Below are 15,476 nucleotides of genomic sequence, written 5' to 3'. Positions count from 1 at the left end.
CCTCCTAGTTAAACCATGATTCGCGCGCTTTCATAATGAGTTGACCTGCTTTCTCAGCACCCAAACCTTCAATATCTTCGATATCGTCAGTCGCCTGATCTGCTAAATCATCCACTGTTACCACACCACGAGCTGCTAGCGCTTGCGCGATCTCTACTGTCATGCCTTCCATTGCAACAAGTTCTTCACTTGGCGCTTGTATGTTCTCTTGCTGTTGTAATGCATCAGCAAGTGCAATTTCTTTCGCACGGCTTTGCAGTAGTTCAACCAGTTCCGCATCCAGTTCGATTTCATCAAACGTTTCTGCAGGGACATAAGCAATTTCTTCAAGCGAGGTGAAGCCCATTTCTACCAATGCCATCGCCAAATCTTCCGCGATATCCAGACGGGTAACAAACATGTCTAAATATTGTTGCGCTTCGTTTTGTTGACGGGCGTAGTATTCCTCTTCCAGCATCATGTCCAGCTTGTAGCCAGTCAATTCAGATGCCAGACGAACGTTCTGACCTTGTGAACCAATCGCACGTGCCAACTGATCGCTGGTTGCGAAAATGATGTCGGCAGTACGTGCATCTTCATCAATGACAATACTCGATACATCTGCTGGTTCCAATGCACTTGCGATATATTGCGCAGGGTCATCCGACCAAACTACTACATCAATACGCTCGCCATTGAGCTCTTGCTGTACAGCCTGAATACGAGTACCACGCATACCAATACAAGCACCCACCGGGTCAATACGGTGGTCATTGGTTTTCACTGCAATTTTAGCACGAACGCCTGGTTGGCGAGCCGCCGCTTTAATTTCAATAATTTCTTCAGAAATCTCAGGGATTTCTTTCTTCATCAATGCAATCAGCATATCCGGTTTAGCACGTGACAGTTGTAACTGCGCACCACGACCTTCACGGTTGACATTGAAGAGAATCGCATTCACGCGTTGCTTCGGACGAAGGATTTCTTTCGGAATCATTTCTTCACGAGCAAGATACGCTTCAGCATTGTCACCTAGGTCAATGATAAAACCGTCTTTGGTTTGTTTTTTCACTTCACCGTAAATCAGCTCGCCGACTTTAGATTCGTAAGCATCGGCTACGAGCGCACGTTCTGCTTCACGGATCTTCTGTACAATCACTTGCTTGGCAATTTGCGCTGCAATACGACCGAAGTCAATTGACTCAACTTCCAGCTCACGAATGTCACCAATCGACCATTTTGCCGGATCGACATCAGAGATGGCATCCTGACAAGCTGGCATTTCATGGTCTTCGTCTGCAACCACTTCCCACTGACGGAAAGTACGATAGTCACCTGTTTTGCGATCGATTTCCACACGTAAACGTGCTTCTTCCGAATGTGTTCCTTCGTAGAATTTTTTCTTTGTCGCAGCAACTAAAGCTTGCTCAAGCGCTTCAAAGATCGCTTCACGAGGTACACCTTTTTCGTTACTAACCGTTTCAACGACGGTCAGAATTTCACGTGCCATACGTCACCTATTCGTTAAATTTTTATTTATTCAATTAATCTTGGAAGACCAAATTTGCTTTATCGATATTGTGACTGTCGATCTCCAATACCTGTTGCTTTTCTACTTCAACTTGAATCATTTCATTTTCAAGATCGACAGCAACCAGTTTGGCCTGGAATTTACGACGGTTATCTACCGCACTGATCAAACGTAGTGCTACGGTATGACCGATATAGCCTGACATCTGCTCGAGCTGGAAGAATGGACGGTCCCAGCCTGGCGAAGATACTTCGAGTGAATATTCACCCGAGATCGGATCATGAACATCCAGCATTGCGCCCACTTGCTGCGTGACACGCACACAATCCTGAACGCCAATACCACGCCCCTGCTCTTCTTCACCATCTTCATTGATTGCTGGTGCAACGCTCTCATCGACTGGCTTGTCGATGTAGATACGTAATAACGAACATTTACCCTGTGGCAGGAATTCAATCCCCCAAAGGTTTACATTACAGGCTTCAACTGCTGGTGCAATCAAGTCCTGAAGTGCTTGAGTTTTATTTGATAGCTTCATTTACTCTCGTCATCTGGTGCGATTTTATGATCTATTTGACCACTACAAACCAATACAAACTATAGTAGTAGTGAAACATGGAGATTTGACCAAATAATGTCGACACTACACGATAGCCAATAAAAAAGGGCGTAAATCGCCCCAATTAATGCACAATTTAAGATTTTTTCAAATCCCACTGTGCAAAAAGGCCCACCTTGTTGTGAGCCTCTTTTTAGAAACTTGGTAGCGGGAGCTGGATTTGAACCAACGACCTTCGGGTTATGAGCCCGACGAGCTACCAGACTGCTCCATCCCGCATCAACGTGCAAAAATTATATACAAAAGATGAGAACTTTTCAATCAAAACCACATCATTCTGCATATTTGTCATCTGTCACTGAAAAATTGGTAGTGTGAGCCGGATGTAAACCAACAACCTTCGCCAGTTTATAGAGGGTTGAGCCCGACAGGCCATCAACTAGATCTATAAATAACACTTACCAAACCATTTAAAATGGTAGCGGGAGCTGGATTTGAACCAACGACCTTCGCTAGCTTATAGAGAGTTGAGCCCGACAAGCAATCAACTAAATCTATAAATAACGTTTACCAAACTATTTAAATGGTAGCGGGAGCTGGATTTGAACCAACGACCTTCGGGTTATGAGCCCGACGAGCTACCAGACTGCTCCATCCCGCATCAGCGTGCAAATAACATTTCAGTTTAAAAGACTTAAACTGCTTTTAAAGTTTGCATCTTTAAAAGATTGGTAGCGGGAGCTGGATTTGAACCAACGACCTTCGGGTTATGAGCCCGACGAGCTACCAGACTGCTCCATCCCGCAACAACATGCAAATTAAATTTCTCAACTTAAAACCTGTTTAAGCTGCCTCTTGAAAGTTTGCGTCTTCTAAAAGGATTGATTGGTAGCGGGAGCTGGATTTGAACCAACGACCTTCGGGTTATGAGCCCGACGAGCTACCAGACTGCTCCATCCCGCATCAACAGAAGTTTTTTCAGCTGCATACACCAACTTAAATTTCTGGATTATAAGTTGGTGCGGAAGGGGGGACTTGAACCCCCACGCCCGAAAGCACTACCACCTCAAGGTAGCGTGTCTACCAATTCCACCACCACCGCAGCTGTGTCGCATTCTAGTCGCATCACTGCAAAAAAGAAAGGACTAATTAAAACTATTCGGTCGTTTCTGGTGCAGTTGGTGAAGTTTCATTCGATTGCACAGGCGTGGCCGGCGCAGATTGAACTGCTCCCAAACTGTAGGCATTTGTGCTTTCTTTTTTGGCCAAAACAGCCAAAGTCAGACTGGTTATAAAAAATAGCGCCGTTAAAATGGCAGTCAAACGGGTCATGAAATTACCCGAACCCGATGCTCCGAATACCGTCGCCGCACCACCGCCACCGAAAGAGGCACCAGCATCTGCACCTTTACCATGCTGAACCAAAATCAAGACAATCATCAAAACAGCTAAGATAATATGTACTACCAGCACAAAAGTTTGCATGCTGAACTCCTAATTATTGTGTATTTGCAAATGCGTGAGCAATTTTATGGAACGACTCAGCATTGAGTGATGCACCACCGACCAGTGCTCCATTGATATCCGGGCAGGCTGCTAACTCTACTGCATTTTCCGGCTTGACACTACCACCATATAAAATCGCCATGGTTGCACCATAGCCAGTGATCTGGCTCAAACCTTGACGGATTTGTGCATGCATGGCTTGTGCATCTTCAGGAGAGGCGGTTTTACCGGTACCAATTGCCCAGATCGGCTCATAAGCAATCACGATATTTTTCCATTGCTCAGCGTCCACTACCGCTGCAATATCACAGATCTGTTGCAATACGACCGCTTCAGCCTGCCCTGCTTCACGTTGTTCCAGGCTTTCACCCACGCAGTAAATCACCGTTAAACCGGCAGTTAATGCATGCTTGATTTTGGCATTCAGAACTTCTGCGTTTTCTGCGAAAACTTCACGACGCTCAGAATGACCAATTAGTACATAATGAATCTGGCTGTCTTGCAATAATTCAGCGCTCACTTCACCGGTATAAGCACCCGTTCCTGAAATACGTGAAACATCTTGTGCTACAGTGTAAACAGGACGAGTCGCAGATGACAGTTCCGCCTGAATCTGGGTCAGGGCAAGAGCAATCGGGGCTACACCGATATGACATTTATCTGCGGCGATTGGTGCAGTTTCCAGTAAATTTTTAATACCGTGCACCAGTGTTAATGCATCTGCCTGCAGCGGATTCATTTTCCAGTTACCTATTACCCAAGGGGTAATCGTCGAAACTGACATAATTAACCTATTTTATTTACATATTTCGAATTGGGCACATTCTACACGGAATTGGAAAATTTAAAGAATAGTTTTCTTATCACTTATTCTCGGTTTAGACTATTCAAAATGGTTGTTTTTTGTTATCACTTAAAAAAATGGGAACTTCTTCTAACCAGTTCAAAGTTTTACTGGATATGAGGAAGGTAGCAGCACTCTTAGCTATGGTATTTTTACGTAACAAACGTATAATTTTAATATAGCAATTAAAAAAATTTGATTTATAGGCATTTGAGCATGACAGCATTACAGGGGTCGCCAAGATTTACCGGATTTATTCGTCGTTTGGTCGAGGAAGGCGTCATCTCGGCTGAAGATATGCGCAGTGCTTTGGCACATGCCAAGCAAGAAAAAATAGATATTGTGGCGGAGCTGATTAACCAGCAGCAGCTTTCTCCGACCGTCATTGCTGAAACGATTTCAGTTGAATTTGGCGAACCGCTGTTTGATATCAGTGCCTATGATCCTGCCCAAATTTTGCGGGATGCGATTGATGAAAAGCTGATTACCAAGCATCGCATCCTGCCAATTTTTAAAAATTCCAGTATTTTATATGTTGCGACCAGTAACCCCACCAATATCGAAGCAATTGATGCAGTCCGTTTTTCTACCAAACTCAATATTGAAACCATTATTGTTGAACACAATAAACTTGAAAAACTGATCGAGCAGAATTTTACCGAAGAAAGCACGTTTGAGTTTGATGAAGACTTTGACTTAGATGTTGATGTCGAATCTGCTGATCCGAATAAAGAAGAGGATGACAGTAACAAGGGTGAAGAAGCCCCTATTGTTAAATATATTAATAAATTACTAATTGATGCGATCCGTATGGGCGCTTCAGATCTACACTTTGAACCTTATGAAAAAATCTATCGGGTACGTTACCGGGTCGATGGTGTATTACGCCAGATTGCAACACCACCACTACAGCTGGCAAATCGCTTGTCTTCGCGTCTTAAAGTCATGTCGCAAATGGACATTTCTGAAAAACGGGTACCGCAAGATGGTCGAATTAAACTAAAATTATCCAAAAACAAAGCCATTGATTTCCGTGTCAACTCTCTCCCTACACTGTTTGGTGAGAAGCTGGTACTGCGTATTCTGGATCCATCCAGTGCGATGCTGGGGATTGATGCATTGGGTTATGAACCGGAACAAAAAGAACTGTTTATGCAGGCACTGGACAAACCACAAGGGATGCTGCTAATTACCGGCCCGACGGGTTCCGGTAAAACCGTTTCACTTTATACCGGTTTGAATATCCTGAATCGTGAAGATACCAATATTTCCACAGCGGAAGATCCGGTCGAGATTAACTTGCAAGGGATTAATCAGGTCAACGTTAATAATAAAGTTGGCCTGACCTTCTCTGCCGCACTGAAGTCCTTCTTACGTCAAGACCCGGATATCGTCATGGTCGGTGAGATCCGGGATCTGGAAACTGCCGAGATTGCGATTAAAGCTGCGCAGACCGGTCATATGGTGATGTCGACGCTGCATACCAATAGTGCGCCTGAGACTTTGACCCGTTTACGCAATATGGGGGTGCCTTCTTTCAATATTGCCACTTCGGTGAACCTAGTCATTGCACAACGGTTGGCACGTCGCCTGTGTTCGCAATGCAAGAAACCTGCCGATATTCCGCAACAAAGCTTACTGGAGATGGGTTTTACCGAAACCGACTTGCAGCAACCTGAGTTCCAAATTTATGAACCGGTGGGCTGCAATGAGTGTCGCGAAGGCTATAAAGGTCGTGTCGGTATTTATGAAGTTATGAAAGTAACGCCCGAAATTTCCAGAATTATTATGGAGGACGGTAATGCACTTGAAATTGCCGATGCTTCCGCACGTGCAGGTTTTAACAATTTACGCCGGTCAGGTTTAATCAAGGTGATGCAGGGGGTGACTTCTTTACAGGAAGTCAATCGTGTCACCAGCGAATGATCGGATGCTGATCTAAAATAAGGATAAAGGTATGGCAGCAGTAAAGAAAGGCCAGATGATGCCGATCTTCAGCTATGAAGGAATTGATCGTAAGGGGGCAAAGATCAAGGGGGAATTGCCAGCAAAAAATATGGCTTTGGCCAAGGTCACCCTGCGAAAACAAGGCATCAGCATCAAGACCATTCGGGAAAAGAAAAAAAATATTCTCGAAGGCTTGATGAAAAAACGTGTTAGTACACTAGATATTACGATTTTTACCCGACAGTTGGCGACCATGATGAAAGCCGGTGTGCCACTGGTGCAAGGCTTTGAAATTGTCGCAGAAGGTCTGGAAAATCCAGCGATGCGTGAAGTTGTACTGGGAATTAAAGGTGAAGTAGAAGGCGGTAATACCTTTGCCGGTGCACTGCGCAAATACCCACAATATTTCGACAACCTGTTCTGTTCACTGGTCGAATCTGGTGAACAATCCGGTGCGCTAGAAACCATGCTGGATCGGGTCGCAATCTATAAAGAAAAAAGCGAACTGCTCAAGCAAAAAATCAAAAAAGCCATGAAGTATCCGGCTGCGGTGGTTGTGGTCGCCCTGATTGTTACCATTATCTTGATGGTTAAAGTGGTACCGGTTTTCCAGGACTTATTCTCTTCATTTGGCGCCGACCTGCCTGCTTTCACCAAAATGGTAGTCAATATGTCGGAATGGATGCAAAAATATTGGTTCCTGCTGATTATTGCCATTGGCGCTTTGATTACCGCTTTTCTTGAAGCCAAGAAACGTAGTAAAAAATTCCGTGATTTTCTGGATAAGGCCGCACTCAAAGCACCGATTTTCGGGGATCTGGTGTATAAAGCAATTATTGCCCGTTATAGCCGTACTTTGGCCACCACTTTTGCAGCTGGTGTGCCCTTGATTGATGCATTGGAATCTACTGCGGGCGCAACCAATAACGTCGTATATGAAGATGCTGTGATGAAAATTCGTGAAGATGTTGCCACAGGCCAACAGCTGCAGTTTGCTATGCGGGTCACCAACAAGTTTCCTTCCATGGCTATCCAAATGGTCGCAATTGGTGAAGAGTCAGGTGCGCTAGATGCCATGCTGGACAAAGTAGCCACGCATTATGAAAATGAAGTCGACAATGCAGTTGACGGCTTAACTTCGATGATGGAGCCGTTAATTATGGCTGTTCTTGGTGTGCTTGTCGGTGGTCTAGTGATCGCCATGTACCTTCCAATTTTCCAAATGGGTTCTGTGGTTTAATGCAAGATCTTATTCAATATTTTATTCAAAACCCAACGGCGCTGTATATCGCAGTTGGGCTTTTTAGTTTATGTATCGGCAGCTTTCTGAATGTAGTGATTTACCGTACGCCCAAGATGATGGAACAGGAATGGCGTACCGATTGTCAGATGTTCTTGCATCCGGAACAGCCGGTGATTGATAAAACTAAATTAAGTTTAAGCAAACCCGCTTCGACTTGTCCTAAATGTCATCAGCCAATCCGCTGGTACCAGAATATTCCCGTTATCAGCTGGCTGGTCCTGCGCGGAAAATGTAGCAACTGCCAGAATCCCATCAGTATCCGCTATCCATTTGTTGAAATTCTGACGGCAGTTTGTGCACTGCTTGTCGTCGCAGTATTTGGCCCGACAATGCAAATGCTGTTTGGCCTGATCCTGACTTATGTGCTGATTGCGCTAACCTTTATTGATTTTGATACCCAGTTATTACCGGACCGTTATACCCTGCCCCTGGCTGCACTAGGTTTGGGGGTAAATAGTTATGCACTCTATACCTCCCCAAGCTCTGCCATTTGGGGGTATATCATTGGTTTTCTGTGTCTATGGGTGGTGTATTACCTGTTTAAAATCATTACCGGCAAGGAAGGCATGGGTTATGGCGATTTTAAATTGCTAGCCGCTTTGGGTGCCTGGATGGGTCCATTATTACTGCCTTTAATTGTGCTGCTGTCTTCCCTGGTAGGTGCGATTATTGGCATCATCCTGCTAAAAGTCCGCAAGGAAAATCAGCCTTTTGCTTTTGGTCCTTATATTGCGATTGCCGGCTGGATCGCTTTCCTTTGGGGTGAACAAATTATGAAAGTGTATTTAGGTCAATAAATTGAAATTTGTACTCGGTTTAACTGGTGGGATTGGCAGTGGCAAGTCTGCTGCCAGTCAGTGGTTTGAAGCACAAGGGATCACGGTAGTCGATGCCGATGTGGTAGCGCGTGAAGTGGTCGAAATTGGGCAGCCTGCACTTACCCAGATTCAGCAGGCTTTTGGCGATTGGGTACTGCTTGCCGATGGCTCACTGAATCGTCGTGCCCTGCGTGAATATATCTTCCAGTCTCCTGAAGCACGCAAAACTCTGGAAAGTATTACCCATCCGGCAATTCGTACTTCCATTATCCAGCAACTACATGCTGCGCAAAGTCCCTATGCCATTCTGGTTTCACCACTACTATTTGAGACCAATCAGCACGAACTCACCCAGCATACCTTACTGATTGACGCCACCATCGAACTGCAAATTGAGCGGGCCTCACAACGTGACGGCCAGAATATCGAACAAATTCGCAATATCATTGCTGCCCAAATGTCCCGCGAACAAAAGCAGACCATGGCCGATGATATTGTCCTAAATGATGGTCATCTGGATCATCTCTATGCTCATCTCAGACTATTACATCAAAAATATTTAAACATGGCAGCCAGCTGAAGCATAAAAAAAACAGTCTGATTAAGACTGTTTTTTTTGTTCTGCTAATTTTCGGCTTAGACTGTCCTGATGCTGTAACCAGCGCCACGGCTGTAAGGCCCCAACTGCCATACCCATCAGGCCACACACCATGGCCAGACTTAAAGTTTCATTTAATAAAGGTACAGCCAGAATTGCCGCAATAAAAGGTGCAAGATTGGTAATACTGCCTGCCTTAAATGCACCAAGACGCTTGATGGCTTCTACATAACTTAAAGTAGCAATAATCACCACAAATATGCCGTGAAAAATGGTCTGAAACAGTAAATGCTCGGGTTCAGGCACACTCAGGTTTTTCGGTAAAAATAGCAGATAAATCGGCACATAAACCACTGCCGACCAGATCGCGACACCACACATTGCCTGCCATGCAGTTAGCTGATATTTACGCAATAAAACGGTAAAAATCGCCCAAAGTATAGCACTAATAAAAAACAGTCCGTCTCCTGCTCCAAAGGCCACACCAGTTTCCCTATACATCAGCATACTCATGAGACATAGTACGACGATCATAATGATCAGGCTGGCCCAGGTATGTTTATCAAAAGCCTGCCCCATCAGAAAAAAAGCCATAATCGCGGTACAGATTGGAATACAGCCATTCAAGAAAATTGCAGCATGGGCGGTAGGTGCGTAGTGAAAAGCGCTATAGGCAAACAGGCAGTAAATCACCCCACCAATCATCGCTAAAATAAAAGGCTCTTTTTTCAGTAAAAAAGCGGCCTCTTTACGATAGAGCAAGATCGGCATCAGAATCAGGAAGGCCAGAGAAAAACGCAAGGCCACAATATCCCAGGCACTGATCTGCCAAAGTGCATTCAGGCGGGCCGTTAAGGTAAAACCGCCCCAGATGCACATGGTAACAACTAAAAAAACATAGCCTTGGGTACGGTCTGACAATGCCATCATCAATTAAAGGTTACGCTGACGGCAGGCTTCATACAGTGCCATACCTGTAGCCACACTGACATTCAGACTTTGCAGATTACCTGCCATCGGGATATACACGGTCTGATCACATTGGCTTTGGGTAATTGGACGTAGGCCGGTATCTTCCGCACCCATCACCACACAAACCCCGGTACCGGTAAAATCAAAATTCTGAATCGGCAGCGCTTTTTCATCCAGCATGGTACCAACCACACGAACATTAAAATCTTCTTTGATTTGACCCAAAGTACGCGCCAGATTGGTCACCTGAATGAATTTGACTTTGTCCGCACCACCAGCAGCCACTTTACGTGCTGTCGGGGTTAAAGTTGCAGAACGATCACGTGGCGCAATCACTGCCTCAACGCCCATTGCAGCGGCTGTACGGATACAGGCACCGAGATTATGCGGATCGGTAATATGATCCAGAGCCAATAATAACGCTTGAGGGTTTGCGCTCAATAATGACTCAAGATCTTTTTCATTCAGGGTCGGATGTGCACGTACCGCAGCGACCACACCTTGATGAAAGGGTTGCCCGGCCAGTTTCTCCAGTTTGTCACGGCTGGCTTGCTGTACACTTATCCCAAACGGTTCAGCCAGTTCCAGTACACGCTTTAAACGCTGATCATCGCGTCCTTTGAGAGTGAATAATGTCAAGACACGTTCAGGCTCAAGCTCTAACAATGACTCCACTGAATGTACGCCATAAAAATATTCAGGTTTTGCCATGAACGACCTCTAGATTAGTTGTATATACAAAAGAAAAATCCCGTAAAGCTGACTTCACAGGATTTCTATAGAATGATTAGTTTAACCGATTCGCACTGAAATTTCTTGCCCGGTTTGCACTGATCTTGAATCTGGACTTAACCTTCAAAATGGCAGACATAGTCCAGCACATCATCGGTTTCGATTTTAAAACGGCTATTGCCCGGCACATAGAAAGACTGACCGGCACGGAACAACTCACTTTCTTCACTATCGCCAATCTGCACACGGCATTCACCTGAAACAATTTCCATGCGCTCAGGAACATGTGTTTCAAAGGTCAAAGCATTTTCTGATGGCAGAATGACACCCAAAGTTTTCTTGGTCCCATCTTCAAATTGTACAATGTGACTAATACACAACCCGCCGAAATATACATTAGATTTTTTAAGTACAGATACATGATCAAACTGAGCTGACATGCGATTTCTCCAGATAAAGCATTTTGTAATATTTTGATTGCTGTAGTTTAAATGTGCACCCTCAACTAATCAATCGAAGTTTATCGACGCCGATAAAATATTCTGTATCGCTGAATCCCTTCTATTTGTAGGATGTTTTGGCCTGTATTTTGCTGGTAGATGAACTTCAGTTTCGATTTGTGCATTCTCTTTTGAAATAAGCTGAATTGAGTCATTAATTTAAAGATTGGGGATGTCAAAAATATGAAAATCAGCAGTGAATTAACGGACTTCTGAGTCAGCTTCTTGCGAAAATACAGTGAAATAAGCATATATGAATCGTTAAAATTTAAGATAGAATGAAATTGATTCGTCCTGATTTATAATAATCACAGCCATGTTGTGACCCCAATCCAACATCAGGCTATTTCAATCAAACTTTTCGCAGCCCGGATGCGTTTATGCTGACACATTTAACTCTGATCAATTTTGCTTTAGCTGAACATCTTGCTATTGATATTGATAAAGGTTTTAACGTTTTAACCGGTGAAACCGGTGCAGGTAAATCCCTCTTACTGGATGCATTGTCTGCCTGTTTGGGTGAGCGAACCGATACTAATTATGTGCGTTATGGTACGGAAAAGGCGGATGTCACCGCCAGTTTTAGTTATCAGGAACACAGTCCTGAAGCCGCCTGGTTAAAAGAACATGAACTGGATGATGAGTCAGGTGAAATTCATTTACGCCGGGTGATTTTTGCCACCGGCCGTAGCAAGGCATGGATTAATGGACGTCCGAGCAGTCTGTCTGAACTGAAAGAAATTGGACGTCTGCTGGTACAACTCTATAGCCAGCATAGCCAGCAACAATTATTAGAACCCCCTTATCCGAAGCACTGGCTGGATCGTTATTATCATTTTTATGCGCCGGCCCAAGAAGTACGTGATGCCTATAGCACTTGGCAAAAAAATATCCGCCAGCATCAAGCAGCTTTGGATGCACAAGCGACACGCAAGCAGCGTCTGGAAACCCTTGAGCTGCAAATCGAAGAACTAGAAGAAATTGTTCAGACGGATTATCCGGAAATTGAGCAGGAATTTGATCGGCTCTCGCATCATGAAGCCATCATGCAGGACTGTGTCTATAGTCTGAATGTGCTGGATGAAGCTGAACAGAATATCACTCAGGAACTGGCATCAATTATGCGTCGGGTCGAATCGCATGCCGGACGCAGTGAGCAGCTCTCCGGGATTTATACTTCCCTGCTGAATGCCCAAAGCGAACTTGAAGATGCAGCAGCGAATTTACGCCAGTTCATGGATCGGCAAAGTTTTGATCCGGAACGTATGGAAGTATTGAATTCAACTTTGGAAATCTTCCATCGTCTGGCACGTAAATATCGTACCCAGCCAGAATTACTCAAAGAAGAATATGAAGCCTGGCAAACCGAATTAGAACAGCTGCATCAACTGGAAGATCCGGAAACACTGGCTGAACAGGTCGCGGTTTCTTATCAGGAGTTTCTGGATAAAGCCCAACATCTGGATCAGATTCGCCGTGAAGCCGCAGCACCGTTGGCCAAGCAGCTCACTGAGCAGGTCAAACAACTGGCATTGCCTGAAGCACATTTTGAGTTCAAGTTTGAGCCTTTGGAGCATCCCTCTAGTGAAGGTCTCAGCTTTATTCAATTGCTGTTTACTGCCAATAAAGGCATTCCGGCACAGCCTTTGGCCCGGGTTGCATCAGGCGGTGAACTCTCGCGTATTGCGCTAGTGATGCAAGTTATGAATGCGGAAAAAACCGAAGCTGAAGTGCTGGTCTTTGATGAAATTGATGTCGGGATTAGTGGTGGTACCGCAGAGATTGTCGGGCGTTTACTGGCCGATCTGGCCCAGCATGTACAGATTCTGTGTATTACCCATCAGGCACAAGTGGCAGCACAATCTGATCAGCATCTACTGGTAAAAAAACAGCAGACTGATCCTGCCAGCAGCACAATCATTGACCTTGAGGAAAATGAAATTATTCAGGAGCTTGCAAGAATGACAGGCGGTGTAGAGATTAGTGAAACCACCTTGCAACATGCCCGCCAGTTACGTCAGCTGAAATTTCAGCAGGCTTGAGCTACTTGTAAAGCGACACATAAAAAATCCCTGCATTTAGGTCAGAGATTTTTTATGTGTTAAAAATCATTCGAACTAATATTAACTTACCATTTTACAGGTTGATCGCTTGAACCTGGCGTCATTTCATAGCCCGGTGATGAATCATAAGATTGACCAGTCTGAGACTGTACAGGCTGTAATTTTAAGCCCTGTAAAATTTCCGGGTTTAAGCCCTGAGCAATTTTATCCGCCGTACTGTCATTTAAACTATTGGTCAGAATATTCTGTGTCATTAAATTAGACAGAGTTCGATTGAAAGTGCCCGCTGCTACCACTTTACTGGTATTGGCTTCAATGACACGCCAGCTTAAACGCACTTGTTCAGCGCCGGCATTCAAACCATACATTTGCTGATGGCTGGCACTAGACAGATCATTAATTCGTCCCACCAGTAAATAGTCTGCTCCAACTTTCTGACCGATACGCGCCAGCTCATGCGGTGCACCATCCCAATACAGGAATGCATTTTCAGACTGCATTTCATCCAGATAATGACGATCTACCACACTCAACTGTCCGCTTTGAGCCAGATAATTTCCTAAAGTATCGGATAATTCCTGACTAAACTCATAGGCAGATGTGTCATTGGCCAGTCGGTTATTTTTCTCGGCCATCTGGAATGGCAATACTGCAATCCTGCGCAAATGCTGGTCTTGTACAGTCGATTCAAACTTCACCACATGTGCGCGAACTTTGGCACGGTAATTATTTTTTGCACCCGTCACACTCAGCACCTGAAACTTGGTCACTGAACCTGAACCTTGATTTGCCACACTAAAAACTGGTGAAACTTTACCGTTATAACTCCAGCCCTGATTATTCACCGATACAGAAACAGTCTCTTCATAATTCATTTGGGAAGAAACTGAAGCACCATTTACCGATTGCACAGCAATTAATAAGGCTTCAGAAATCGCCTGGTGTTGAGTTGGACCACTTCCACTGGCTTCTTTAACCACTTCTTTAATGGCTGCAAAGGCCGGAGCACTCAACAATCCAGACAACAGGCCTGCAAGTAATATTTTTTTCATATTATATTCTTCTACAGTCACTGTGCCAAAAGCACAGTGACCTTCATTGAAATTACAGACCAAAAGTCGAGCGTTTGCCTGCCTTACGGATTTCTTTCTCGCCAGTCCACTCTACGATACCAGTTTGCAGGTTTTGCAATTTAAAAGTGAACTTGTAATACACATCACTCTTGCCACCGGCATTCTTCACAATACTCGACAAGTTGCCATTTAGCATAAATTCGGCACCAATATGACCACCGGCACGTACTGCTGTTGACTGGTTCACCATACCGCTTTGCTTTTGATAAGCTAGCTGCTGTGCCACCGCATTCACCGATTTCATATCAACAAAACGAAATTTTCCAGAATTGATTAGTTTGTTCTGAATACTGTCAGTAATCGATTCGGTATCGATATGTTCCTGGGTTTTGTTATGAATCCGATCAAGGACAATGACCGGACGGCGGTTTTGGGTCATTTGCACCACTGGCGGGAACATCAACATGTCATCCACCATTTTGGCTGCAATCATTTGCAAGTCAGTTGAACCAAAGTCTGTGGTTAAGGTTTCGACTGCTTGGGCATCACCATAACTTACTGAACCAGTAGAGGCACAGCCACTAAGCAGTGTCGTAGTTGCCAATGCGGCGAAAATCAATTTTGCGTTCATTTCAAGTCTCTCTTATTTTTTCAAATACACAACAACATCAACAGCAGATGGATTTGGCGCCAAGGACTGCACACCTTTGGTTTCACGTCCGGTTAACTGGATCGGCTTCCAGATGGCACCTTCAGGATTAACTTCCACACCTTGTGCATCCACCCAAACAATCTTGTAGCTAAAATCTTTATTGTTAAAACGGCGGTTTTTGATCGCGATTGAAGCACGCTTTAAATCACCAACCAAGCTCATATTCACACGTTCCACAAAGACTTCCGTAGTTAATACCGGATTATTGGTAATGGTGCGGATACTCATTTCATTATTGGCATTGGTTTGGGTAGATAAGGCATTCGGTGCGGTACAACCCACCATGAACAGCGCCCCTAAACCAAGTACAGCAAAGCTAAATTGACGTTTCATATTGTT

General features: G+C 44.5%; 15 protein-coding genes and 5 tRNA genes. 5 read left to right on the top strand and 15 right to left on the bottom strand.

Features of this window, described 5'->3' with window-relative positions; translation table 11 throughout:
• Positions 1 to 4: 4 nt before the first annotated feature.
• From nusA to tpiA, 9 genes are all read right to left on the bottom strand, one after another.
• A complete protein-coding gene (gene nusA, locus NI470_RS06445; protein ID WP_004281105.1) occupies positions 5 to 1,489 on the bottom strand; it encodes a transcription termination factor NusA in 1,485 nt (494 codons plus the stop codon).
• A 34-nt stretch (positions 1,490 to 1,523) separates the two neighbouring features.
• Positions 1,524 to 2,048, bottom strand: coding sequence for a ribosome maturation factor RimP (gene rimP / locus NI470_RS06440; protein ID WP_004281103.1), 525 nt, complete (start codon positions 2,046 to 2,048; stop codon positions 1,524 to 1,526).
• A gap of 223 nt (positions 2,049 to 2,271) precedes the next feature.
• Positions 2,272 to 2,348 (bottom strand) — tRNA-Met (locus NI470_RS06435).
• A 305-nt stretch (positions 2,349 to 2,653) separates the two neighbouring features.
• A tRNA-Met gene (locus NI470_RS06430) sits at positions 2,654 to 2,730 on the bottom strand.
• Positions 2,731 to 2,798: 68 nt separating this feature from the next.
• A tRNA-Met gene (locus NI470_RS06425) sits at positions 2,799 to 2,875 on the bottom strand.
• Positions 2,876 to 2,955: 80 nt separating this feature from the next.
• Positions 2,956 to 3,032 (bottom strand) — tRNA-Met (locus tag NI470_RS06420).
• Positions 3,033 to 3,086: 54 nt separating this feature from the next.
• Positions 3,087 to 3,171: transfer RNA gene (locus NI470_RS06415), tRNA-Leu, on the bottom strand.
• A gap of 53 nt (positions 3,172 to 3,224) precedes the next feature.
• On the bottom strand, positions 3,225 to 3,554 hold the full coding sequence (secG, locus tag NI470_RS06410; RefSeq protein ID WP_222110695.1) for a preprotein translocase subunit SecG: 330 nt from the start codon (positions 3,552 to 3,554) through the stop codon (positions 3,225 to 3,227).
• Positions 3,555 to 3,567: 13 nt separating this feature from the next.
• The gene (tpiA, locus tag NI470_RS06405; RefSeq protein WP_005094392.1) at positions 3,568 to 4,359 is read right to left on the bottom strand and encodes a triose-phosphate isomerase; all 792 of its coding nucleotides are present in this window, start codon (positions 4,357 to 4,359) and stop codon (positions 3,568 to 3,570) included.
• Positions 4,360 to 4,635: 276 nt separating this feature from the next.
• On the opposite strand from tpiA, the gene pilB reads away from it, so the two are divergent.
• From pilB to coaE, 4 genes are read left to right on the top strand one after another with little or no spacing between them, the layout of a single operon-like run.
• Positions 4,636 to 6,345 (top strand): type IV-A pilus assembly ATPase PilB, encoded by a 1,710-nt coding sequence (gene pilB, locus NI470_RS06400; RefSeq protein ID WP_253147988.1) that lies wholly within the window; start codon positions 4,636 to 4,638, stop codon positions 6,343 to 6,345.
• Positions 6,346 to 6,376: 31 nt separating this feature from the next.
• A complete protein-coding gene (locus NI470_RS06395; RefSeq protein ID WP_247143108.1) occupies positions 6,377 to 7,606 on the top strand; it encodes a type II secretion system F family protein in 1,230 nt (409 codons plus the stop codon).
• A complete protein-coding gene (locus NI470_RS15770; RefSeq protein WP_276520244.1) occupies positions 7,606 to 8,466 on the top strand; it encodes a prepilin peptidase in 861 nt (286 codons plus the stop codon). Before NI470_RS06395 ends, NI470_RS15770 begins: the two co-directional genes overlap by 1 nt.
• A gap of 1 nt (position 8,467) precedes the next feature.
• Complete coding sequence (gene coaE, locus NI470_RS06380; RefSeq protein ID WP_064102364.1) at positions 8,468 to 9,067, top strand: dephospho-CoA kinase; 600 nt, start codon at positions 8,468 to 8,470, stop codon at positions 9,065 to 9,067.
• Positions 9,068 to 9,088: 21 nt separating this feature from the next.
• On the opposite strand, the gene NI470_RS06375 is transcribed toward coaE, so the two are convergent.
• The 3 genes from NI470_RS06375 to ppnP all read right to left on the bottom strand — a co-directional run bounded on the left by NI470_RS06375 (position 9,089) and on the right by ppnP (position 11,229).
• A complete protein-coding gene (locus NI470_RS06375; RefSeq protein ID WP_005108480.1) occupies positions 9,089 to 10,012 on the bottom strand; it encodes a DMT family transporter in 924 nt (307 codons plus the stop codon).
• 6 nt (positions 10,013 to 10,018) lie between these two features.
• Positions 10,019 to 10,768, bottom strand: a complete 750-nt coding sequence (rlmB, locus tag NI470_RS06370) for a 23S rRNA (guanosine(2251)-2'-O)-methyltransferase RlmB (protein WP_005101440.1) — start codon at positions 10,766 to 10,768, stop codon at positions 10,019 to 10,021.
• Positions 10,769 to 10,905: 137 nt separating this feature from the next.
• Positions 10,906 to 11,229, bottom strand: coding sequence for a pyrimidine/purine nucleoside phosphorylase (gene ppnP, locus NI470_RS06365; protein WP_004281089.1), 324 nt, complete (start codon positions 11,227 to 11,229; stop codon positions 10,906 to 10,908).
• Positions 11,230 to 11,669: 440 nt separating this feature from the next.
• Here ppnP and recN point away from each other — a divergent pair, with 440 nt between their 5' ends.
• Entirely contained in the window at positions 11,670 to 13,331 is a 1,662-nt protein-coding gene (gene recN / locus NI470_RS06360) for a DNA repair protein RecN (protein WP_253147989.1), read from the top strand.
• 86 nt (positions 13,332 to 13,417) lie between these two features.
• On the opposite strand, the gene NI470_RS06355 is transcribed toward recN, so the two are convergent.
• The 3 genes from NI470_RS06355 to NI470_RS06345 are packed head-to-tail and all read right to left on the bottom strand — an operon-like array spanning position 13,418 to position 15,470.
• Positions 13,418 to 14,404 (bottom strand): CsgG/HfaB family protein, encoded by a 987-nt coding sequence (locus tag NI470_RS06355; protein ID WP_005108477.1) that lies wholly within the window; start codon positions 14,402 to 14,404, stop codon positions 13,418 to 13,420.
• Positions 14,405 to 14,456: 52 nt separating this feature from the next.
• Entirely contained in the window at positions 14,457 to 15,056 is a 600-nt protein-coding gene (gene lpoB, locus NI470_RS06350) for a penicillin-binding protein activator LpoB (protein WP_005108476.1), read from the bottom strand.
• 12 nt (positions 15,057 to 15,068) lie between these two features.
• Complete coding sequence (locus NI470_RS06345; RefSeq protein WP_005248406.1) at positions 15,069 to 15,470, bottom strand: YcfL family putative periplasmic lipoprotein; 402 nt, start codon at positions 15,468 to 15,470, stop codon at positions 15,069 to 15,071.
• Positions 15,471 to 15,476: the final 6 nt, after the last annotated feature.

It is taken from the genome of Acinetobacter lwoffii (assembly GCF_024129115.1).
In the GTDB taxonomy this organism is placed as follows: Bacteria; Pseudomonadota; Gammaproteobacteria; order Pseudomonadales; family Moraxellaceae; genus Acinetobacter; species Acinetobacter lwoffii_T.
The sequence above is the reverse complement of the archived record's forward strand: the minus strand, read 5'-3'. Positions and strand labels throughout refer to the sequence as shown.

What these genes read in the sequence shown, in the direction of transcription:
- secG (WP_222110695.1), bottom strand. Translation starts at nt 3,554, where the DNA reads ATGCAAACTTTTGTGCTGGTAGTACATATTATCTTAGCTGTTTTGATG.
- rimP (WP_004281103.1), bottom strand. Translation starts at nt 2,048, where the DNA reads ATGAAGCTATCAAATAAAACTCAAGCACTTCAGGACTTGATTGCACCA.
- NI470_RS06395 (WP_247143108.1), top strand. Translation starts at nt 6,377, where the DNA reads ATGGCAGCAGTAAAGAAAGGCCAGATGATGCCGATCTTCAGCTATGAA.
- pilB (WP_253147988.1), top strand. Translation starts at nt 4,636, where the DNA reads ATGACAGCATTACAGGGGTCGCCAAGATTTACCGGATTTATTCGTCGT.
- NI470_RS06375 (WP_005108480.1), bottom strand. Translation starts at nt 10,012, where the DNA reads ATGGCATTGTCAGACCGTACCCAAGGCTATGTTTTTTTAGTTGTTACC.
- nusA (WP_004281105.1), bottom strand. Translation starts at nt 1,489, where the DNA reads ATGGCACGTGAAATTCTGACCGTCGTTGAAACGGTTAGTAACGAAAAA.
- recN (WP_253147989.1), top strand. Translation starts at nt 11,670, where the DNA reads ATGCTGACACATTTAACTCTGATCAATTTTGCTTTAGCTGAACATCTT.
- NI470_RS15770 (WP_276520244.1), top strand. Translation starts at nt 7,606, where the DNA reads ATGCAAGATCTTATTCAATATTTTATTCAAAACCCAACGGCGCTGTAT.
- tpiA (WP_005094392.1), bottom strand. Translation starts at nt 4,359, where the DNA reads ATGTCAGTTTCGACGATTACCCCTTGGGTAATAGGTAACTGGAAAATG.
- NI470_RS06345 (WP_005248406.1), bottom strand. Translation starts at nt 15,470, where the DNA reads ATGAAACGTCAATTTAGCTTTGCTGTACTTGGTTTAGGGGCGCTGTTC.
- rlmB (WP_005101440.1), bottom strand. Translation starts at nt 10,768, where the DNA reads ATGGCAAAACCTGAATATTTTTATGGCGTACATTCAGTGGAGTCATTG.
- NI470_RS06355 (WP_005108477.1), bottom strand. Translation starts at nt 14,404, where the DNA reads ATGAAAAAAATATTACTTGCAGGCCTGTTGTCTGGATTGTTGAGTGCT.
- ppnP (WP_004281089.1), bottom strand. Translation starts at nt 11,229, where the DNA reads ATGTCAGCTCAGTTTGATCATGTATCTGTACTTAAAAAATCTAATGTA.
- lpoB (WP_005108476.1), bottom strand. Translation starts at nt 15,056, where the DNA reads ATGAACGCAAAATTGATTTTCGCCGCATTGGCAACTACGACACTGCTT.